The following is a 20757-nucleotide window of genomic DNA, read 5'->3' as shown; positions in this document are numbered from 1 at the left end:
CATGGAAAAATCTATCATATTAGACCACCAAACAATTACTCAAAAAACAAGAAGAATTGCTTTTCAAATTTTAGAAAGCAACTGTGAAGTAAACGAAATTATCATAGCTGGAATTAATGGAAATGGGTACATTTTCTCCGAAAGTATAAAAGAGCAACTAGAACAAATTTGCGATATTAAGATTCAAATTTGTAAAGTAATTATAGACAAAAAGAATCCTATTTCTGGTATCAACACTAGTATTTCTAAGGAAACCTATGAAAATAAGGACATTGTATTAATTGATGATGTACTAGACTCTGGAAGAACTTTAATCTATGGTGTTAAACATTTTTTAGAAGTTCCATTGGCCTCTTTTAGAACTGCCGTTTTGGTAGACAGAAACCATAAAAAATATCCTGTAAAAGCCGATTTTAAAGGAATTTCTCTTTCTACATCTATGCAAGAAAAAGTAGAAGTAGATTTTACAAATAAAGAACAAACAAAGGCGTACTTGTATTAGTACACCTTTGTTTTTATTTCCATAACGATTTCTTCAACCGATTTATCGTCTACACTTTGTACAATTTTAGCTTGTGCGTAAAACTGATTGCGCTCAAAAAGATGCTTTCCAATAAACGTAGCTAACTCATCATCTTCTATTCTTGCAATTAATGGTCGTTTGGCTTTTTCTGGCAACAAACGTGTTACCAGTGTAGGCACTTTGGCACTTAAATATACAGAAGTACTGTCTTTATTAACCAATTCCATATTGGTTCCAAAACAAGGTGTTCCACCTCCTAAAGATAAAATAAGACTTTTTTCTTGAGCCAACACTTCTTTAAGACAAGCTGTTTCTAACTTTCTAAAGTAAATTTCTCCTTTTTTTGAAAAAATTTCAGAAATTTTCATCCCTTCTTTCTCTTCAATATAATCGTCTAAATCTACCCTTTTAAGGTTTAATAAACGACTTAACGATTTAGAAATGGCGGACTTACCACACCCCATATAACCTAGTAAAACTATCTTCATTTGTCTGTTAAAAAGTATCAGTACAAATATGCTAGAAAAAACCAGTTTAAAAAAACATCACAACTAAAAAAAACTATTATATTTGCAGCCACATTGACCTGGTAGCTCAGTTGGTAGAGCATCTCCCTTTTAAGGAGAGGGTCCTGGGTTCGAGCCCCAGCCCGGTCACTTAAGCTTCTCTGTAAAGAGGAGCTTTTTTTATATCTAATGGGGCGAGAAGTTCATGCAGAGCCTTTCAACAAACTTAAGACAGTCTATTATATATAATAAAGGCGAAGTAAGCCCCAGCCCGGTCACTTAAAGCTTCTCTGTAAAGAGGAGCTTTTTTTATGTCTAATGGGGCGAGAAATTAATAAGCAAGCTGACCAAAAAGAAAAAAGCACTGCCCTAACCTACTCTAAAAGCTTATCTTAGTTTATTTCAGGACTTTTTTTATATTTGCTTTCATTCAAAGCACCTATGGCGAAATTGGTAGACGTGCCACCTTGAGGGGGTGGTGTCCTATGGACGTGCTGGTTCGAATCCAGTTAGGTGCACTTTATTTAATTGATTTACTACATTTTTTTTTAAGAATATTTAATTATGACAAAATTCCTTTCTGTCCTTACCGTACTATTATTACTATCGTGTTTTAATTCTAAGGAAAACGACAACCGCATTCTTATTCAAACAGTTGGTATCAAAGATTTTAAAACTAAAGACCTTGTTAAAACAATAGAACCACTAGCATCGGACACATTACAAATAGAGTTACATCCTGTAAGTGATGCGAACGGTTTTTCTGCACAAAGGCAACTGGAAAAAGAAGAACGAAATGAAGGAGTTAAAGATGCCTATATATATATTGTAGACAGCTCCGAAAAAAAAGTATTGTTTAAAGGACACTCTCATTTGTTAGACTATATGAGCAAAAGAGGTTATGAGTTAAGCAAAAAACAAGCTAAAGTATATTATATAGCTTATACATTCCACAAGAAATAAGTAGATTTTACATGCAAATTAACTACTCATTAAACGATCTGCCTAAAGTTGCCAAGCAAATTTTAGAACAGACTAAAAACAAAACCATACTGTTTTATGCAACTATGGGAACGGGTAAAACCACTCTTATCAAAGAATTGGCTAGCCAGTTAGGATGTCATATTAGCTCTTCGCCTACATTTGCATTGGTAAACGAGTACGAAACAACCAGTTGTGAAATTCTATATCACTTTGATTTTTATAGAATTGAAGACGAAGAAGAAGCTTACGACATTGGTATAGAAGAATACTTTGCCAACAATACATGGTGTTTTGTAGAATGGCCAGAAAATGTAGAAAATTTACTACCTTTAGATGCACAGGTAATAGAAATTAAAGTGAATAGTGACACCACTAGAACACTAACTTTAAAATAAAATTATCTTCCGCTAATTGGGAAAGCTTATGAATGCATTTGGGAAAATTGAAATTCACGTTCAAGAAGAACGTTTGGCAATAAAACCTAGGAAAGGTGATTTATTGATAGGAGTGCCTAAAGAAACATGCCACGAAGAAAAAAGGGTCTGTTTAACTCCAGATGCAGTTGCTGCACTTACCATACAAGGTCATAAAATTGTAATAGAAACAGGTGCTGGTGATGCTTCTAATTTTTCTGATAAAGAATATTCAGAATCGGGGGCTAAAATAGCTTACACCGCAAAAGAGGTGTTCGAATGTAACATTATTCTAAAGGTATCTCCCCCATCGTTAGACGAAATCAACCTTATCAAACCTCAAGCAATTTTGGTTTCTTCGTTACAACTAAAAACACAATCCAAAGAATACTTTAAAGCCTTAGCCCACAAACGTATTTCTGCCATCGCTTTTGATTTTATTCAAGACGAACACAACAGCTACCCTGTAGTACAGTCTTTAAGCGAAATTGCAGGAACAGCTTCTATCTTAATAGCTTCTGAATTAATGAATGCCGAAAATGGAGGCTCTGGTAGATTGTTGGGAAATATTAGTGGAGTACCTCCTTGCGAAGTAGTTATCTTAGGAGCCGGAACCGTTGGTTTGTTTGCCGCTAAATCTGCAAATGCATTGGGTGCAGGTGTTAAAGTCTTTGACAACTCTATTACACGTTTAAGAAAGCTACAACAAAACCTAAATACGCCTGTATTTACGTCTACCATTCACCACAAAGCACTAGAAAAAGCAATTCGTAGAGCCGATGTTGTTATTGGTGCCATGAAAGGAAAGTTTAGAGCTCCTGTAATTGTATCCGAAGACATGGTTTCTATTATGAAAGAAGGTGCCGTTATTATAGATGTAAGTATAGACCGTGGTGGTTGTTTTGAAACTTCTGAACTTACCTCGCATAGCAGACCTACTTTTATTAAACATGGAGTGGTACACTATGGAGTACCAAATATTCCGTCTCGTTATGCCAAAACGGCTACTATTTCTATTAGTAATATTATTACTCCTTACCTACTAACCGTTGGTGATGAAGGTGGTTTTGAAACCGCTATGAAATACGATAAAGTAATACGTACCGGAATGTATATGTATAGAGGTATTTTAACTAAAAAAGCCGTAGGCGATTGGTTTGACATTCCTTTTACAGATATCAATTTACTAATTCTTTAAGCTTTTGGTTAGAAACTAGCGACTAATATAAATTTTAATAGATATTTTCATCCCTTTATAATTTAAATATTTTGCTTTGTTCTACTAAATGTTATTGCTACTCTTCAAAACAAAAAAAAATTGACATCTTCAAAAATACAACACCTTTTAAATTATTTTGAGAAATTTTGGACTGTTGAAGACTCAACAACCAAAAAACTTTTTGAATGTGTTGTAGAAAGAACACTTAAAAGAAAAGAAAAAATCTTAGTGAAGGTGAAAACTGTAACTATTTAACTTTTGTAATTAAAGGAATTTTAAAAACTTATCATACCGATCAAAGAGGTAATCAACACAACCTTCACTTTACTTCTGAAAACAAATGGTTAACCGATTTTAACAGTTTATACAACAACATTCCTAGCAAACTTAACATAGAAGCTTTAGAAGCTTCTATTATCCTACAAATAAAGAAAGAAGACCTTTTTAATTTATACGAAAATTCCCCAATGTTTGATAGGAATATGAGAATTATTACAGAGAATGCATTTATTGAACAACAAGAAAGAGTTCTTCAACATATAAGTTCCACAGCACATGAAAGATATCTTTACTTTCTAAAGAAATATCCAAATATTTCAAACCGTATTTCTAACATCCAAATTGCATCATATATAGGTGTAACTCCTGAATTTTTAAGTGCTATTAGAAAAAAAACAACTATTTAAAGTTCATTTTCTTAAACTATCTTATTGTTTTACACAAAACTTTCAAAGTAGTTTTGTTATAGATATAAGCAATAACTAATTTAAAATGATCGTAGAAATTACCACTTACAAAACAACAAAAAATGTAACTCACGAAGAGCTACTAATAGCATCAAAATCATTTAACCAAGACTATTGTTCTAAATGCAAAGGTTTAATTACTAGACAATTTTTAAAAACAGAAAATGGTTATATGGATATTTTTGTTTGGAAAAGTAAAACAGCTGTTGAACAAGTTCAAAAAACATTTATGCAAAACAAAGATGCTGTGAAATTTGCCAGTTTAACAGACCCAAGTAGCTTAACAATAAAAAACTATGAGGTTTTAGAAACCGTTAGTTTTAATAATTAATTTTTTATGAAATGTCACGTTTTAATATTTTAAATTGTCATATCATCAGGATATAAAATTTAGATTTGAAAAACTACCACGACATACTGTTTCCATACGCTTATAATATTCTTGGCTCTTCTGAAGATGCTAAAGATATAATTCAAGAGATTTTAGTAAAATATTTAATAATTGACAAAAAGCATATTGAAAATGAAATTGGTTATTTAATCAAATCTGTCATCAATCAATCTATCAACTTAAAAAAGAAGAAAAAAGCAATATCTTTAAATAATCTTTGGCTTCCAGAGCCAATTTCTACAGAGAATACCGAGGATGTAATTAATAGAGAAGAAATACTATCTTATTCAATACTTACGCTTCTGGAAAAATTAACTGCAAAAGAGCGTGCTATTTTTATTTTAAAAGAAGCGTTTGAGTATTCTCACAAAGACATAGCTAAAACCATTGGTGTTACAATTGATAATTCACGTAAACTATTAAGCAGAGCAAAAATTAAATTGAATAATAGCAAAACAAAAAACAATAGTATTCCCAAAAATGAAACCCAAAAATTGAAGCAATACATTGAGGCAATGCAACATGGAAATTTGTCTGCTTTAGAAAAACTATTATCTAAAGACATACTACTGGCTGCAGATGGAGGAAAAAATATTAAAGTAGTTAGAGAATTAACAAGTGGTATAACCAACACATCAAAGCTTTTACTTTATGTTTATAGAGCTTTTTTAACTGGTATGGAAATTAAAAACACCACCATAAATCACCAACCCGCTATTCTATTTTATCAAAATGATGAACTTAAGAATTGTCAAATTTTTGAAATAGAAAAAAATAAGATTGTAAACATCTACTCTATTGTTGATCCAAATAAACTAAAATCACTTTCCCTATAAAGTTTGTCACACTTTCTCTTTTTGTTTTGTCATACTATTGAACATAACATATCAATAGATGAAAAAATTATTACGAATAGATGCCAGCTTAAGAAAAGAAGGTTCTCACTCAAGACAATTAGCTGATTATTTTGAAAAGAATTGGTTAAAAGCCCATCCGACAGGAACAGTGATTTACAAAGACTTGACAAAAACCGAAATACCGCACTTGCAAAATGAAACAGTAGAAGCATTCCATATTCCTCTGAAAGAGCAGAACAAGATTAACAAACAAGCTACAAAATTATCTGACAAACTTATTTCAGAACTAAAAACTGCAGACTACGTACTCATTAGTAGTCCTTTGTATAATTTAAATATACCATCAACTTTAAAATCGTACTTAGATCACATCATTAGATCTGGACATACATTTAAAGTAAATAAAGATGGTAGTTATCAAGGTTTACTAAAAAACACTAAAGCATATATAATTACAACTAAAGGTGAGACATACAAAGGTACAGCAATGGCTTCACTTGATTTTCAAGAACCTTACTTAAAAACAATTTTCGGTTTTATTAATTTAGAGCTTAAAGCTATTTTTTCTCTTGAAGGAACAGCTCATCCAGAGCTTCTAGAAAAGAATACTAAAATACAACAGGAAAATATTTTAATGAACCTACAAAATATTTAATCAATGAAACCAGATTATTTTAATGACAAGCTTGAAAATAAAGCTTCTATTATACAGCCCAATCAAGGAGAAAAATTAGAGTTAAATACAATCTCTATCACTTTTAAAGTTACTAGTGAAATGTCTAATGACCAATTAGGTGTTTATGAAATTACGCTTCCGCCAATGGCAATTGGAGCAAAATTGCATTACCACAGATTTATGGACGAAACTTTCATTGTAAATGAAGGAGAACTAACCATGCAAGTTGGCCAAGAAGAGTACAAAGCCAAACCTGGAACTGTAGCTTATGTACCCAGATTTACAACTCACGGGTTTAAAAATGACACAGATAAAACTGTAAAACTGACATTAATTTTTAATCCATCTCAAAAACGAGAAGGCTTTTTTAAAGGTTTATATGAAACCTTAAATGAAGTACCAATTAACCCAGAAAAATATTTAAAGCTATATAATAAATATGACAGTTTTCCTATTGATACTTCTAATATGATACCCATTAGAAAATAAATAATTTAAAAATAAAGCAACTTTTACAAATTACGAAAGTTGCTTTTATATATTAGTTATAACTTTGAAGTATTGAGCTATAAAGAATACATACCATCTAAAAATTTAAATTCAATTGTTGATACTATTTGGATAGCAACAAACAATGGAAAGGAAACAGAATCGATAATTTTACCAGATGGATGTGTTGATATTGTTTTTGATCTAGACAAACAAACGCAGTTCAACTCTAGAAATGAAATAAGAGTTTCTGGAATGATGACTAAATTTAAAAGAGTAGTTTCTAAGAAAAACTCCGAAACTCTAGGGGTTAGATTTAAAACTGGTCAATTTAATTCCATCTCGAATATTCCACTTTCAGAAATAAAAAACACGGCTATAAGTGCATCAAATCTATTCCCTAAACTTAACAATTCATTTTTAGAAGAGCTTATTGAAAAAAAGTGTCATTCTGAAAAAGTACAACTAATTCGGAGTTTTTTAACATCCGAAATAAATTGGACTACTAAAGATTTTAACAAATTAGAGCACTCGGTTTGTGAATCTATATGTGCTAACTATAGAGAACTCGATTTGAGTTTAATTGCTAAAAATCATTGTATAAGTTTAAGACAATTGGAAAGACGTTTTAAAACAATTGTTGGAATTACGATGAAAGAATATCATTCTATAATTCGCTTTAACAAAGCCAAAAATAGCATTATAGAAAACCCAAACTTAAGTTTATTAAACATCGCTTTTGACAATGGTTATTTTGACCACTCTCACCTTGCCAAAGAGATTCATAGAATGTCTGGATTAACCCCTTCAGAACTTTAATATTGTCGTTTTTTTACAAAGTATAGAACTTCCGTTGTTTTTACTTTTGTAATAAAATAAAAAGATGAAAAGACACTTTTTAATACTTCTGTTTATTGGTTTGTCTCATCATCTTAATTCACAAACTAAAAACATCAATATGGCAAAATTAGAATCTCTTACACCCAACATAATGGTAAAAGACGTAAACGCAACCTTAAATTATTACATAGACTGTTTAGGCTTTAAATTAATAGATACAAATCCTGAATCTGGTCAATTTGAATGGGGTTATGTAATGCTAGATAGTGTAGGAATGATGTTTCAAGAGGAAAAATCATTAAAAACTGAATATAAAGAAATGGAACCTTTAAAAATTGGAGGTGCTTTAACTTTTTATATTAGAATAAATGATATTGATAGTTATTACGATGAACTAAGCAAAGATATTAACATCATAAAGCCTATGAATAGAACTTTTTATGGTACTAATGAATTTGCTATAATGGATTTAAACGGTTTTATTTTAACATTTTCCGAAACACCAGAATAAATTGCTAAATGAAGTTTGAAAAAATTGCAAAACAGTTAGCGAACCCCTCTGGTAAACTTGGAATTGATGTTGCTTTAGGTATGAATACCTTGAATGAATTTATAAGTAAAACTACATATGAATTGCTAAAAATAAAAGACAATGAATCTGTTTTAGAGATTGGATTGGGAAATGGCAAATTTATAGAGGATATTCTAAACTATGGTTCAAGAATATCCTTTACTGGAATTGATATTTCAGAAACCATGATAGCTGAAGCTAAAAACAATAATGGTACTTTAATAGAAACAGGAGCTGTAGATTTATTTAAAGCAGATATTGAAAAAATACCTGTATGGAATGAAACATTTGACAAAGTTTGTACCGTTAACACCATCTACTTTTGGAAAAACCCATCTCTTGCGTTAAACGAGGTTTATAGGGTATTAAAACGAGATGGAATATTAATTGTTTCGTTTAGACCCTTTATTAAAAATCAAACACTCGACTTTACTAAGTACGGATTTAAAGAATACCGAGCCGAAGATTTTGAATCTTTAATTCAACAAACAGCCTTTAGAATAGTTAAAAAAATTGAGAAAACTGAACCGGAAAAGGAGTTTAATGGTCAAAAACATCATTTGTTATCTCAATATTTTGTGATAAAAAAATACTAAACATAATAATCAACAAAAAGACTTAACCATGAAAAAAAGTATTCTAATAATACTTTCTGTTTTTTTACTTCAAAGTTGTGATAATACTGATGTCTTGTCTAAAGAAGAAAAGGAAATTGATTTATCTAACCAATGGATTATGGACGATAATACAATTTCTTGTTCTCAAGGAAATGCTTTCGGAACCCTAATAATTGAGTTTAATAAAAACACAAATAAAGTGGCTTTATCTGCATCAGATGGAACAAACCTTCCTGTAAGCGATAGTAATTATTCATTAAAAGGAAATAATTTATCTTTTCTAGTCATTTCAAAATTGAATTTTAATTGTGAAAACACTCAACAAAATATAAAAACTATAACCTTAAATTTTGACGGTGTGTTTAATGGCACTTCATTTGACGGTGATTACCTTTGGAATCAAACTTTAGAAAACAATTTCTGTGCACAACCAAATACTTGCAATGGTAACATACAACTATATCAAAACTAAACACACCCTTAGATATACTTGAAACTAACATCATTTATTTCTCCAACAAATCACCCTATGCATTATTAAGAGTTTTTTAGACTCTTAAACAAATTTCATTTTCGTCAACTTATAGAAAATTCCCCTTTAGCCTTAAAAATAATTCTTTAAAATAAAAAAGTTAAACACAAGTAACTTCCAACACTTAAGACACTAATTCTTAAACTTTTGTTTCATCTCCTGCTTCAATAATTTTATACCAGTTTAGTTTATAAGCTAATACGTTTTTAATAAATTTACTTCAAACTGAGTGTATGCAAATCTTTTCTGCACAATAAACACCAACCTATGAAAAATTATATAGATGCAAGCCCAGAATTGGGAAAGAAATTCTACCTAGACTTTCACAATAAAGGGAAGATTGTAATGTTAAATTTGCTAAAATTTAAACCAACAGCAGACTATACTAACCTAGAGCTGCTAAAACCCAACCAAGAAATTAGTGGCGAAGAAGCCTACCAATTGTATCTAAAAAAGACCTTACCCGAATTAGAAAAAGCAGGAAGCAGAATTATATATTACGGAAAAAGTAATCATTTTCTAATTGGCCCTGAATCTGAAAAGTGGAATGCTATTTTAGTGGTTGAACATGAATCTGTAGTAAAATTTATGGAGTTTGCCCAGAACAAAGAATACCTAAAGAATGCCGGCCATAGAACAGCTGCTTTAGAAGATTCTCGACTATTACCTTCTACCCAAATAAACAACTACAACGAACAGTAAACGCTATACAAAATAAAAAAACAGCAAAAAGTCCTTTTAAACAAAGGACTCTTTGCTGTTTAATCTTTACAAATTCTTAAACACCACTGCTTTTAAGAATTATTTATGTTACACACTACTATTAAAAATAGAATTTATTCCCAACGGTGTAAGTACTTTCAAAAATTAATAACGATTCAATTGTCTTTGAACAGAAGGACTTAATAAATTTTGACCTCTCTGGTTAGGGTTTTTAGGAACGATCTTGTAGCTATTATTTTTCTTTTGGTTCACTACCCTACCATTTTTAAAAGAACCTGAATATAGTAACTTCCCATTTTTATCATACAATTTTCCATAACCATGTGGTTTATTATTTTCAAATGGACCTTTATATCTTCCTCCATCACTATAATATAAAGTTCCTAAAGAGAACGTATTGTTATCTTCAAAAGTACCATTGTAAATTAAGTTTCCATTAGAGTTGTATAGTTTCCCACTATAAATATTTCCTCTTTCATATGTGCATCTACATTTAATTCCATCTTTTTGATAAAATACACCATTACCATCTCTTAGTCCTTTAGAAAACTCTCCTATATATTTAGCCCCGTCTCTGTATTTAAGTACACCATGACCATGGTACAAACCGTTAATAAAACTACCCTCGTAACGATCTCCATTTTTTATGATAATTATACCTTCTCCATTTAAACGTCCATTAACAAAAACACCTTCTTGTATGCTTCCATCCTTGTATACTTTTTTTCCAGAAATTAGCTCATCATTCTTAAAAGTACCTTCAAAAAAAGATTCTTTGCTATAGTACATAATACCTTCTCCATCTCTTAATGATTCTTTAAAAAAGCCAACATATTTTTCACCTCCAGAATATATATAGACTCCATAACCATTCTCACAATCTCCTTTTATACAGGCTGTGTTTTTCTTTACTTCATTAGTAGTAGACATTTGTTCATCTGAATCCGTTTTGTCACAATCCAATTTAGTTTCCATAAGTCTTTCTAGCTTAGATGTATTAAAATCGTTGCTCTTTTCTCCCTCCATAAGAACAGTATAGACTCCTTTTTCTTTTAGCAATGACGATTTAAATTTTTCAAAAATAGACACTCCACCTTCACTTAATGTACTAATAGAAACGTTTTTTTGTTTTGTCGACAAAGCCAAATATTTCTCTTTAGCCTTGTTTTCTAAATCACTAAACTTGCCTTTACCTTCTTTTATTTGATATATATACTTTTTTAAATATCTAGAAGTCTTCTCACATTCACTCGGTTTTATTTGTTCGTTTAGCAAGCCCTTTTCTAATCCCTTAATTTTATTTTCTACTTTTTCGCGTATATCTATTAGCTCTTCTAGATCATAATAAAGCTCCATAACATACCTAATTTCCTCTTGATTTTTAAAGACATTGTGAGCTCCTATTTTAGAACACAGCCCCTCTGTAAGCTTATTGTGCTGTTTAATCTCTTCAATATAATCGTATAATTCTTTATAGTATTCTGTTAACTTTTTCACATCTTCTTCATCCTTTACTTTCTTTATGGCATTCTTAAAATCCAATTCAACAACCTGTTCTTTCATTTTTAAGACTAATTCCTTTACCAAAGCAACTTCACTACAAACTATTTCATGCTTGGGTGCATCAGTAGTAATCATTGGGGCCTGGTTTTCTGCAAGTACAAAAATAGCATCTATAGCCTGTTCTAGTTTATTATACGGATTATTAGATTGTCCAATACATTTAAGACTAAAACATATCAGAACTAGTAACACTATTTGGTTTAAGAATTTCATAGTAATTAATTATTTCAGCGAAAATAATGTTTTGAAATTAAATTCTTTAAAAAGTAAAAAAAACACTAGGAATTAGGCTTTGTTCCAAGCACTAAGTTTGCTACTTTTAACTTAAAAAACTGTTTTACCTAAAGGTTATCTAACAACTTTTCATCTTAAACTCCGTTCGCAAAAACTCTATGAACAACTTTATAAAAACCTTGATATGTATCCTCATCTGCTTTTCATGTCAAGAAAAGAATGGGAAGAAAAAAACCACTAACAAGACTACAACAGACACCACACAAGTAGCTATTGTAAATACTATTCCTACACAAAAGAAAGATACTCGCAGACAAAAAGCACTGGTGCTCTCTGTAGAGGAAACTTTAATAATGCCTAGTGACTATTTAACAACCGCAATGACTTTAAAAACAGAAGAAAACGACACACTTGTTTTCTTAGACATGTCTGGATTTGAAAAATTGAGCAACCAAGAAATTGATATAGAATATAAAATGGTACCTAGTTCTAAACTATTAGTTTGCTCGGACTGTACCTCTTATTCAGGAAAAATACGCTTGTACGATATAACCTCAACCCACTCTAAAGTTCAATACAAACATCTAAAATTGGTAAAATACCTAGAAGACCAATGGATTACCCCTGCTTCTATATTTAAAATGATGGATGAAGAAGGTGTGGTTGAATCTTACAATTCTAACGACAACAATATGATTGCAGACAGCCTAAAGATGAAAAAAAACTTTATTCAATATGGCTTTGTAACCAAAATGCATCCTGAATTAATAAACCGTGCTGAACTTGAAAAATTAGTAGAATAAAACTTGTACTGCCACCAGTACTTTTACCAATACCTACAGCTAAGAAAAACCCTTACAACACAACAACTTTAATTGATAAAAATCAATATATTTATATTCTAATAAGCATAACTAAAAGTCACGGTTATCCCCCTTGAATCGGGGAATAACCGCAGGTTTTTAGCAGATATAACAAGTTAGCATTCATTTTGACCCGTCCTGAAATAAGGTTAAATAATACAATTTTATATAAAAAAGATGTAATAATTTTTATTTCTAGTTACTAACCAAGAAAATAGAAATTATGACACTAAAAAAACGAGTATCTTTTATCACATTATTCATTATACCAATCGTAGCTGTATTTTCACAACAGATTCTTGGAGATTGGAATGGAAAAGTTAAAAAAGGCAATGAATCCGTTACTTTTATTTTTAAAATAAAACAGGAGAAGGCAAATTATGATGCTACTTTAGATATTCCTTTCTACGGAATTTCTGGGATAAAAGCCACAAATACAACATATAGCAATGGGAAATTAATGATTGAAAATTCGAGTATGGGAATTCAATATGTCGGTATTTTCAATAAAGAGAAGCAACTATTTGAAGGAACTTTTAAAGAAGGGAAATTGAAATTTGCATTGAATTTAGCAAAAGGAATTGTAAAAAACGAGAATTTTAGAAAGCCACAAGACCCTATAAAACCTTATCCTTACTATGAAGAAGAAGTTTTATTCGAAAATAAATCAGCAGGAGTATCAATAGCGGGAACATTAACATTACCGAGTAAAAAAGGTAAATTCCCAGTAGTTATCTTAATTAGTGGTAGTGGTCCTCAAGATAGAAATGAAAGCTTAATGGGACATAAACCTTTTCTTGTGTTGGCAGACCATTTAACAAAACAAGGAATAGCAGTATTACGCTACGATGATAGAGGTGTTGGGAAATCTACTGGAAATTTTGAAGCGGCAACAACAGAAGATTTTTCTAAAGATGTTTTAAGTGCCATCTCTTATTTAAAGACCAGGAAAAATATAGATTCTAAAAAAATAGGTTTGATTGGTCATAGTGAAGGTGGCATCATTGCTCCCTTAGCTGCAAACAATTCTAAGGATGTAGCTTTTATTGTATTATTAGCCTCAACAGGAATATTGGGAGCGGAACTATCTGTTATTCAATCCAGAACATTAAGACCATTTCCTGTTAATGATGAAATTGCTTATGAGAAAAATACCAGAAAGGCAATAGAAATTATAACTTCGGATAAAAGTCAAACCGAAATTAAAGAAGAGTTGACTCAGCATTACAACCAATACCTGAGACCTATTTTAAGCTCTCTAAACACAGATGAAAAGAATATCAACATCTATATAGAAAATTTAGTAAAAACAAACCTACAGCCTTGGTTGCGCTTTTTTGTTCAATACAATCCAGCCGATGAAATTGAAAAATTACAAATACCTGTATTATCATTAAATGGCAGTAAAGATACTCAAGTAAATGCAAAATTAAATCAAGAAGCAATTAAAAACGCCTTGATAAAAGCGGGTAATAAAGATTTTAAAATAATGGAATTAGAAAATTTGAATCACTTCTTTCAAGAATGTAAAACTGGAGAAGTAAAAGAGTACAGAAAAATTAAACAAACTTTTTCACCCTTAGCTTTGGAACAAATTTCAAGCTGGATTTTAAAAAGAGTATAAGTAAACAAATAAAAAGAATTAATATAATGTGTAATTCTTTTCTATTTCAGACACTAACCTAATAAAACATTATTTTGAGTAACGATTTTTATACCTCTTCAATTATACCATATTCAGGAATAATCATAAAAATTTGCAGAGCTTATACAGATTCTCAGGAAGATTTTGAAGACTATTACCAAGAAGTCTGTCTACAGATTTGGAAAAGTAGAAACAAATTTCGTGGAGATTCAAAATGGTCTACATGGATATATCGATTATCTCTTAATGTGTGTTTAACTTTAACAAGGGACAGAAAAAAAACAAATCATTTTTTTACCACGGACACAATAAGTGACATCATAGAAAATGAAAACAATTCTACCTCTTTAGACAAAGATTTGACTGTATTGTATAAAGCAATTAAACAACTTTCTGAAATTGATAGAGCAGTAATATTACTTTATTTGGAAGAAAGACCAAATAAAGAGATTGCAGAGATTTTAGGAACAAAACATAACAACATAAATGTTAGAATAAATAGAATTAAAAAACGATTAAAAAAAATATTAGATGGAAAAATCAATTGAAAATATTTGGAAGGACAGCTTTTCAAAAAGTAATAAACTCATTGCTCCAAAATTGAATAATTTATACAATCAGAAATCAGTACATATTGTAGATCGATACATAATCAGGATCAAAACAACGATGATCTTTCTTATGGCTAGTGCATCAATTGCTTTAATAGCGACCTTTTTTATAGGTATCCCTATAATTGGAATCCTCGCATTTTTAACAATAACAGGAATAGTAATCGTTAATAAACGATTATTAAAAGAATTGGTTAAAATTGATATGGTTGAGAATAGCTACAACTACATTAAAGCTTTTTATAATTGGTTAAAGAAATCAGCTAGATTGAATAGAAAAATAGCCGTGTTTTTTTATCCTTTGGTATTTCTATTTGCAGTACTTATAAATTGGTATACAATTATCACTATAGGTGGTGCACGCGAAATATTAGGAGAGGATTGGTATGACGAAATAGTTCGTAATAATCCGAATATCATATTTAGAGCAAAAATGATCTTAATATCTTTATTTACTTTTCTCACTTTAATAATTGCCTACTTTGGAGGAAAAATTTATGACTGGGATATGAAGATAACCTATGGAAGTATACATAATAAGCTAGATGAAATTCTTTCTGATATGGAAGAACTTAGAAGTTAAACAACAATTAACTAATACCATAAAACTAGAAAACAAATGAAAACCTTCTCTATCTCTAGAATAATAAACTCTGACTCTCAAACACTTTTCAGAATTGTGTCTGAATTTGAAAACTATAAAAATTGGAATACTATTATCCCAAAAGCCAAAGGAACTTTAAAAAATGATGAACAGTTAGACTTGTTAATGAATATTAATGGGAAAACAACAAATTTTAATCCAACAGTTATATCCATAAATGAGAAGCACAGTTTTTTATTATCCAAAACAATTCTATCAAAGAAAATAGCTGAAGTAACTCATCTATTCGAATTTAAACAGCTAGAAAAAAACAAAACAGAATTTATACAAACTTGGACAGGAAATGGAATTCTAATTAATTTAATCTGGTCAAAACTTCAAAAAGGATTTGCCGATTTTGATATTTTTAATAATGATTTAGAAGCATTCATAGAAAAAAAAATGCTAATAAGATCTAAATACCATTGCTCTCCCATCAGTAATAAATATTAAAACATGAAAATATCAATAGCAGAAAAAAAAGACCTCAAAGCAATATTGGCATTACAAAAAGCTTGCTATATGGAAGAAGCTGTATTGTATAATGATTATACAATCCCACCACTTACTGATACTTTAGAGTCTATTGAACAAAATTATAAAAATGAAAAAATATTAAAAATTGAATGTGATGGAAAATTAGTTGGCTCTGTAAGGGGGATTTTGGAACTAAACACTTGTAAAATTGGTAGATTAATAGTTCATACCAATTATCGAAATAAAGGATTAGGCACTAAACTGATGAATCAGATTGAAAGTGAGTTTGATAATGTAAATCGTTTTGAATTGTTTACCGGACACAAAAGTATTAGAAATTTGTCTTTGTATAAAAAGCTTGGGTATTCTGAATTTCGTAAACAAAGAATCAGCGAAAATCTAGAATTAGTATTCCTTGAAAAAATGAAACAATAGCTAATAACTTATGAGAATTAAAATCAAACTCATAAATTTTAACTCAAAAAAACGTTTCACAGATAATGAGCAATTCAATAATCAAAAATATAGAATTGTTTGAGTACAATAAAAATTCATTTTCAAATAATTCTTGTAGAATATAGAAAGGTATATTGTTTAGCTAAGGATAAAAAAACTTGAAAGAAAACGAAATGCTAACACCGGTAACCGCTGCACAAGTCCCAAAAAACAAGAAAACAACTACACTATAGAGCCCCTTTAAGGGCTTTGTGTTTTTTAACTAGTTACTAAAAACTAATTTCTACAAGGCTTTAGACAAACTAAAAACAAGTTTGGAGACAACATAAATGTAAAAAAAGAAGCTGCCAAGGCTTTGGCTTTACTTTGGGCTCTTTTTTCTATAAATTTTAGGTATTTCTTTACATTATAAGCAATAGCAGCCATGTGCATACACTTGTTGGCTTGTTCTAATCCTTTGGTGTTTACTTTTCGCATGCCTAAAAATTGTGTCAAGGTGCCAAAAACGGGTTCTACTGTACTCTGTCTCTTAGCTTTCATATACCTCCCTTGTGAACTATTGACTCGAGTATTGTTCCTCTCATATTCCTCTCGGTAATAAGTAACCGAAAAACTCTTCTCTTTCGCCTTTCCTAAGCAGCTTTCCTTTATTGGACAATCAATACATATCTTTTTGGAAGCTCGATAAGATTTCTTTTTTGTACGGTTTTTCTTTTCAACAAACGTTTTCTTATAAGGAATCATTTTTCCTTGAGGACAGAGATAATGGTCATTTTCTTTATCGTAGGTAAATCCTGAAGGGCCTCCTTTGTAAGTTCCATGTGGTGGGATAAAACTTTTTAGGTTGCTACGCTCTAAAAAAGCATAATTTTCGCCACTACTATAACCTGTATCTGCTACACAATTCTCCCATAACAACCCTACCTTCCATAAGCGTTTTCGGACTCTGTTTACAATGTCTTCCAATTGTTGATTGTCTTTGCCATCGGCATGATAAGCTTGAATATCGCTTATCACATGATGATCTGTGTCTACAGTTAATTGTGATAGGTAATTTAACTTTCTAGCCTTGCCTGGCTTTACACTGATACGTGCATCGGGATCTGTAGGACTATAATGAGTCTTATTACTCGTATAACGAGAGCCTTTATTCCCTGCTCCTGGACGTTGGTCTTGATTGCTGGACCAATTTTTTGTTCTACTTGAGATTGCTTGTAGTTCTTGGTCGCTAGCTGTTATAGTTTGTTCACTTTTACTTGCCCTATTTTCTTTGGATTTACGCAGAGGCTTTTCTTTGTCTCGTTTGCTAATATGTCTTACCTCTCGTAAATAGGAATCCAATTCTTCTGCTGGAACTTTCAACTCCAAACTATCCATAGAAGCATTTGCCTTTACTGGAGCAGAATCTATTGTTTGAGTATGACCGCTAACCATACCTGTATCTACACACAACTTAAATACACGGGTAAAAAAGGTTTCAAAAACGGATGCTGGTAACAGCTGACGGGTTCTACTTATAGTGCTATGCCAAGGAAGTTCCTCGTCTATATCGTATCCTAAAAAATACAACAGATCCAAACGCATGCTACAATGGTTGATTAACTTACGATCGCTGTTAAGATTTTCTAAATACCCTATCAAACAAAGTTTAAAGAAAACAACAGGGTCTACACTCTTTTGACCACTGGTTCCGTAATAAGGAAGAGTTATAGAATATAGAAAGTTAAGCTCTAAAGCTTCTTTTAAACGTCTGTAAAAGTTCTCTGGTGGAACCCGACTACTCAACTGAAATTGTTGAAATAATTTTTCTTGATATGTCTTATGGCCTTGCATATATAAAGATAAAACTTCATATTTAACTTTACAAATCAAAATCTTGTGCAACAGGCACAACAAATAAGTTCGATTTTTGGCTTTGTTTCTAACTTTCGGTTCACTACTTTTAAACTGGGTTGTTCACGGCCGATAGTTTCGCAGCTATTCTACCAAAAATCCAACTCATTAAACCCATTGTACTACATTTAAAAAAAATGAATAAATCTATAGTTTCAGCTGAATGGCTAAATGATAATTTGAGTAATGATAACTTAATAATTTTAGATTGTACATTAATAAATCAATTATTGAAACAACCTACTGAAATTCAAAATATTCAAATTAAAAATGCACGTTTTTTTGATATCAAGAATAAGTTTAGTGATACTGAAAATGAATTTCCTAGTGCATACCCTTCCATAACTCAATTTGAGAATGAAGCTCAAAAATTAGGAATAAATGATACTAGTTTTATAGTTGTTTATGATTCAAATGGAATCTATTCAAGTCCTAGAGCTTGGTGGTTATTTAAATCAATGGGACATAAAGAAATATATGTTTTAAATGGAGGTCTTCCTGAATGGTTGAAAAATGACTTTAAAACTGAGGTCAAATCTGAAAAGAAATATCTTAAAGGAAATTTTAAAGTTAAAGCGACTGAAAATATTGTTAGAAAATTTGATGATATTTTGAAAAACCTATCTTCTCAAAAAGAATTGATCATTGACGTTCGTTCTGAAGATCGATTTAATGGAATAGTTCCTGAACCTAGAAAAGGATTAAGAAGTGGAAAAATAGAAAACTCTATAAATTTACCATATACTAATGTTCTTGAAAATGGAAAATTCAAAAATGAAAAAGAATTAAAACAGATTTTTAAATTTTTAGTAAACGAGAAAAAAAATATTATTTTTAGTTGTGGCTCTGGGATTACTGCTTGTGTTGTTTATTTAGCTTCTTACAATATTTTAGACAATTTTAAAGCTGTCTATGACGGTTCTTGGACTGAATGGGGTGAAAGAAAAAAAACATAGTACAACACCAGTAACCGTTGCACAAGTCCCAAAAACTAAAAAAACACAGCATGAATCACCAAACATTTCTACCACAAGAAAGCTTAAAAGAGTGGGTTAAATGTTATTGGAACTTGGAAAGTGCTTATAAAAACACACCTCTAAAAAACACCATTATTCCAGATGGGACAATGAAATTAATTTTTCATTACGGAGACACCTACAGGCATCATCCAAACAACCAAGAAAGTATAATTCTTCCTAAATGTTTTTTAATTGGGCAATTAACAAAACCGTATGTTGTAGAACCACTTGGTGTTACAGGTTCTTTTGTTGTCCGTTTTCAACCCAACGGATTTTCGCCGTTTGCCAATATTCCCATCAAAGAAATTCAAAACACTGCCGTTCCTTTAAAAACACTGTTTGGAAACGATGGAATACGCATTGGGGAACAAATTTTAACGGCAACTTCTACTGCTGAGAGAATTGAATTGATAGAGGAATTTTTAATAAACCGATTAACCAATAAGGCAACCATAGATCTTATTATAAAAACAACTGTAGATACCATTTTAGAAGCCAACGGACAATGTTCCATACACACACTGTCGGAACAAAACAACACCAGCCGTAGGCAGCTCACTCGTAAATTTTCGTCTACTATTGGTTTAAGCCCTAAACAACTTTCAAAAACCGTTAGAATTCAAAATGCATTAAAAACACTATTAAAAAAAGAAGTTACTAGCCTAACAGACTTGGCCTATGAAAACGAATATTTTGACCAAGCACACTTTATTAAAGACTTTAAAGAATTTACTGGCTTAACCCCTAAAGAATTTTACGGAGACGATTTAAAAATGTCGTTGATTTTTGACAACGAAACATAGCCGTGTCCCTTTTTTACAATTTTACACTTAAAACTCTCAGCATATTTGCATTGCAATACAGCAACAAAATTCATAAAGCAACTAAAAATGAAAAACGTAAATCCTGTAAATTGGTTCGACATCCATGTCTCTAACTTAAACAACGCAAAAGAATTCTACGAAACTGTTTTTAACATAAAACTTGTAGATTTTCCCATTGAATTTGGAAAACAATCTGGTTTCCCTTTTGATCCTAAAGGCCTAAACATTACAGGGGCATTGGTAGAAAAAGAAAACTTTATTCCCAACAGCAACAACACTGTGGTTTACTTTGAGTCTAAAGATTGTACGACCGAAGAACATTTAGCAGCTAAAGCGGGAGGAAAAATTATAAAACCTAAAATGTCTATTGGAGAATTTGGATTTGTATCTATTTTAATGGATAGAGATGGAAATACTATTGGATTACATTCCAGAAAATAAG

26 protein-coding genes, 2 tRNA genes and 1 pseudogene are annotated in these 20757 nt (G+C 30.9%); 26 read left to right on the top strand and 3 right to left on the bottom strand.

The genetic code is table 11. The features are described from left to right. Nucleotide 1: 1 nt before the first annotated feature. Nucleotides 2-502 (top strand): phosphoribosyltransferase family protein, encoded by a 501-nt coding sequence (locus ACXHHC_RS17030; RefSeq protein ID WP_458227566.1) that lies wholly within the window; start codon nucleotides 2-4, stop codon nucleotides 500-502. Here ACXHHC_RS17030 and ACXHHC_RS17025 read toward each other — a convergent pair. Then, nucleotides 499-1011 (bottom strand): shikimate kinase, encoded by a 513-nt coding sequence (locus ACXHHC_RS17025; RefSeq protein ID WP_458227565.1) that lies wholly within the window; start codon nucleotides 1009-1011, stop codon nucleotides 499-501. The two genes, ACXHHC_RS17030 and ACXHHC_RS17025, sit on opposite strands and share 4 nt — an antisense overlap. A gap of 95 nt (nucleotides 1012-1106) precedes the next feature. Here ACXHHC_RS17025 and ACXHHC_RS17020 point away from each other — a divergent pair. From ACXHHC_RS17020 to ACXHHC_RS16945, 16 genes and pseudogenes are all read left to right on the top strand, one after another. After that, nucleotides 1107-1179 (top strand) — tRNA-Lys (locus ACXHHC_RS17020). Nucleotides 1180-1464: 285 nt separating this feature from the next. Next, nucleotides 1465-1547, top strand: a tRNA-Leu gene (locus tag ACXHHC_RS17015). Between the two features lie 46 nt (nucleotides 1548-1593). Continuing rightward, nucleotides 1594-1992 (top strand): hypothetical protein, encoded by a 399-nt coding sequence (locus tag ACXHHC_RS17010; protein WP_458227564.1) that lies wholly within the window; start codon nucleotides 1594-1596, stop codon nucleotides 1990-1992. An 11-nt stretch (nucleotides 1993-2003) separates the two neighbouring features. Beyond that, nucleotides 2004-2408: a tRNA (adenosine(37)-N6)-threonylcarbamoyltransferase complex ATPase subunit type 1 TsaE gene (tsaE, locus tag ACXHHC_RS17005; RefSeq protein WP_458227563.1), complete on the top strand. Its 405-nt coding sequence runs from the start codon at nucleotides 2004-2006 to the stop codon at nucleotides 2406-2408. A 28-nt stretch (nucleotides 2409-2436) separates the two neighbouring features. Continuing rightward, nucleotides 2437-3624, top strand: coding sequence for an alanine dehydrogenase (locus tag ACXHHC_RS17000; RefSeq protein ID WP_458227562.1), 1188 nt, complete (start codon nucleotides 2437-2439; stop codon nucleotides 3622-3624). A gap of 260 nt (nucleotides 3625-3884) precedes the next feature. Then, nucleotides 3885-4094, top strand: a pseudogene (locus ACXHHC_RS16995) (Crp/Fnr family transcriptional regulator); the annotation flags it as partial. 18 nt (nucleotides 4095-4112) lie between these two features. Then, the gene (locus ACXHHC_RS16990) at nucleotides 4113-4331 is read left to right on the top strand and encodes a hypothetical protein (protein ID WP_458227561.1); all 219 of its coding nucleotides are present in this window, start codon (nucleotides 4113-4115) and stop codon (nucleotides 4329-4331) included. 85 nt (nucleotides 4332-4416) lie between these two features. Continuing rightward, complete coding sequence (locus tag ACXHHC_RS16985) at nucleotides 4417-4722, top strand: hypothetical protein (RefSeq protein WP_458227560.1); 306 nt, start codon at nucleotides 4417-4419, stop codon at nucleotides 4720-4722. A 65-nt stretch (nucleotides 4723-4787) separates the two neighbouring features. After that, the gene (locus tag ACXHHC_RS16980; protein ID WP_458227559.1) at nucleotides 4788-5618 is read left to right on the top strand and encodes a sigma-70 family RNA polymerase sigma factor; all 831 of its coding nucleotides are present in this window, start codon (nucleotides 4788-4790) and stop codon (nucleotides 5616-5618) included. Between the two features lie 58 nt (nucleotides 5619-5676). After that, nucleotides 5677-6294, top strand: a complete 618-nt coding sequence (locus tag ACXHHC_RS16975) for an FMN-dependent NADH-azoreductase (protein WP_458227558.1) — start codon at nucleotides 5677-5679, stop codon at nucleotides 6292-6294. 3 nt (nucleotides 6295-6297) lie between these two features. Further along, nucleotides 6298-6804, top strand: a complete 507-nt coding sequence (locus tag ACXHHC_RS16970; RefSeq protein ID WP_458227557.1) for a cupin domain-containing protein — start codon at nucleotides 6298-6300, stop codon at nucleotides 6802-6804. 39 nt (nucleotides 6805-6843) lie between these two features. Then, nucleotides 6844-7623 carry an AraC family transcriptional regulator gene (locus ACXHHC_RS16965; RefSeq protein ID WP_458227556.1) on the top strand — a complete coding sequence of 260 codons (780 nt, stop codon included), beginning with the start codon at nucleotides 6844-6846 and terminating at the stop codon, nucleotides 7621-7623. Between the two features lie 139 nt (nucleotides 7624-7762). Further along, nucleotides 7763-8155: a VOC family protein gene (locus ACXHHC_RS16960; RefSeq protein WP_458227555.1), complete on the top strand. Its 393-nt coding sequence runs from the start codon at nucleotides 7763-7765 to the stop codon at nucleotides 8153-8155. Nucleotides 8156-8163: 8 nt separating this feature from the next. Continuing rightward, nucleotides 8164-8811 carry a class I SAM-dependent methyltransferase gene (locus tag ACXHHC_RS16955; RefSeq protein ID WP_458227554.1) on the top strand — a complete coding sequence of 216 codons (648 nt, stop codon included), beginning with the start codon at nucleotides 8164-8166 and terminating at the stop codon, nucleotides 8809-8811. 28 nt (nucleotides 8812-8839) lie between these two features. Beyond that, nucleotides 8840-9304, top strand: a complete 465-nt coding sequence (locus ACXHHC_RS16950) for a hypothetical protein (RefSeq protein ID WP_458227553.1) — start codon at nucleotides 8840-8842, stop codon at nucleotides 9302-9304. Between the two features lie 327 nt (nucleotides 9305-9631). Beyond that, nucleotides 9632-10066 carry a DUF1330 domain-containing protein gene (locus ACXHHC_RS16945; protein WP_458227552.1) on the top strand — a complete coding sequence of 145 codons (435 nt, stop codon included), beginning with the start codon at nucleotides 9632-9634 and terminating at the stop codon, nucleotides 10064-10066. Nucleotides 10067-10231: 165 nt separating this feature from the next. Here ACXHHC_RS16945 and ACXHHC_RS16940 read toward each other — a convergent pair whose 3' ends face one another. Then, nucleotides 10232-11863, bottom strand: a complete 1632-nt coding sequence (locus ACXHHC_RS16940) for a hypothetical protein (protein WP_458227551.1) — start codon at nucleotides 11861-11863, stop codon at nucleotides 10232-10234. A 179-nt stretch (nucleotides 11864-12042) separates the two neighbouring features. Between ACXHHC_RS16940 and ACXHHC_RS16935 the strand changes: the two genes are divergently transcribed. From ACXHHC_RS16935 to ACXHHC_RS16910, 6 genes are all read left to right on the top strand, one after another. Then, entirely contained in the window at nucleotides 12043-12687 is a 645-nt protein-coding gene (locus ACXHHC_RS16935) for a hypothetical protein (RefSeq protein WP_458227550.1), read from the top strand. A gap of 283 nt (nucleotides 12688-12970) precedes the next feature. Then, nucleotides 12971-14371, top strand: coding sequence for an alpha/beta hydrolase family protein (locus ACXHHC_RS16930; RefSeq protein ID WP_458227549.1), 1401 nt, complete (start codon nucleotides 12971-12973; stop codon nucleotides 14369-14371). Nucleotides 14372-14445: 74 nt separating this feature from the next. Then, nucleotides 14446-14940, top strand: a complete 495-nt coding sequence (locus ACXHHC_RS16925; RefSeq protein ID WP_458227548.1) for an RNA polymerase sigma factor — start codon at nucleotides 14446-14448, stop codon at nucleotides 14938-14940. Further along, nucleotides 14924-15586, top strand: a complete 663-nt coding sequence (locus ACXHHC_RS16920) for a hypothetical protein (RefSeq protein ID WP_458227547.1) — start codon at nucleotides 14924-14926, stop codon at nucleotides 15584-15586. Before ACXHHC_RS16925 ends, ACXHHC_RS16920 begins: the two co-directional genes overlap by 17 nt. Nucleotides 15587-15622: 36 nt before the next feature. Next, nucleotides 15623-16099: a hypothetical protein gene (locus tag ACXHHC_RS16915; RefSeq protein ID WP_458227546.1), complete on the top strand. Its 477-nt coding sequence runs from the start codon at nucleotides 15623-15625 to the stop codon at nucleotides 16097-16099. A 3-nt stretch (nucleotides 16100-16102) separates the two neighbouring features. After that, complete coding sequence (locus ACXHHC_RS16910) at nucleotides 16103-16558, top strand: GNAT family N-acetyltransferase (protein ID WP_458227545.1); 456 nt, start codon at nucleotides 16103-16105, stop codon at nucleotides 16556-16558. A gap of 297 nt (nucleotides 16559-16855) precedes the next feature. On the opposite strand, the gene ACXHHC_RS16905 is transcribed toward ACXHHC_RS16910, so the two are convergent. Then, nucleotides 16856-18412, bottom strand: coding sequence for an IS1182 family transposase (locus ACXHHC_RS16905; protein WP_458227544.1), 1557 nt, complete (start codon nucleotides 18410-18412; stop codon nucleotides 16856-16858). Between the two features lie 197 nt (nucleotides 18413-18609). Here ACXHHC_RS16905 and ACXHHC_RS16900 point away from each other — a divergent pair, with 197 nt between their 5' ends. The 3 genes from ACXHHC_RS16900 to ACXHHC_RS16890 all read left to right on the top strand — a co-directional run bounded on the left by ACXHHC_RS16900 (nucleotide 18610) and on the right by ACXHHC_RS16890 (nucleotide 20756). Continuing rightward, on the top strand, nucleotides 18610-19428 hold the full coding sequence (locus ACXHHC_RS16900; RefSeq protein WP_458227543.1) for a sulfurtransferase: 819 nt from the start codon (nucleotides 18610-18612) through the stop codon (nucleotides 19426-19428). 50 nt (nucleotides 19429-19478) lie between these two features. Next, nucleotides 19479-20294, top strand: a complete 816-nt coding sequence (locus ACXHHC_RS16895) for a DUF6597 domain-containing transcriptional factor (RefSeq protein ID WP_458227542.1) — start codon at nucleotides 19479-19481, stop codon at nucleotides 20292-20294. An 87-nt stretch (nucleotides 20295-20381) separates the two neighbouring features. Next, nucleotides 20382-20756 (top strand): VOC family protein, encoded by a 375-nt coding sequence (locus tag ACXHHC_RS16890; RefSeq protein WP_458227541.1) that lies wholly within the window; start codon nucleotides 20382-20384, stop codon nucleotides 20754-20756. Nucleotide 20757: the final 1 nt, after the last annotated feature.

The organism is Wenyingzhuangia sp. IMCC45574 (assembly GCF_054182685.1).
The sequence above is the reverse complement of the archived record's forward strand: the minus strand, read 5'-3'. Positions and strand labels throughout refer to the sequence as shown.